The following is a 375-nucleotide window of genomic DNA, read 5'->3' as shown; positions in this document are numbered from 1 at the left end:
AATACAAAAGTAGGCGAAACAAAAGTAGAAGGAACGAAAACATGGAAAGACGATAACGCGAAAGATCGTCCGGAAATGATCAAAGTAGATCTTTTACAAAACGGTAAAGTAGTAGATACAAAAGAAGTAACAGCGGCAACAGAATGGAAGTACACGTTTGAAAAACTCCAAGCATACGATGCAAACGGAGTAGCATACAAGTATGAAGTGAAAGAACAACAGGTAGACGGATACAAATCCGAAGTAAACGGTTATGACATCACGAATACAAAAGTAGGCGAAACAAAAGTAGAAGGAACGAAAACATGGAAAGACGATAACGCGAAAGATCGTCCGGAAATGATCAAAGTAGATCTTTTACAAAACGGTAAAGTA

The 375-nt window shown here is 37.9% G+C and carries 1 protein-coding gene; it reads left to right on the top strand.

Annotated elements, in window-relative coordinates:
- Positions 1 to 375 (top strand): Cna B-type domain-containing protein (locus tag MR083_RS26995; protein WP_242270113.1); only part of this gene is annotated, 375 nt, incomplete at both ends.

Origin of the sequence: Bacillus cereus group sp. BfR-BA-01408 (assembly GCF_022663305.1) — a bacterium.
In the GTDB taxonomy this organism is placed as follows: domain Bacteria; phylum Bacillota; class Bacilli; order Bacillales; family Bacillaceae_G; genus Bacillus_A; species Bacillus_A pacificus.
Note: the sequence above shows the minus strand (reverse complement) of the source record. Positions and strands in the feature narration are given on the sequence as shown.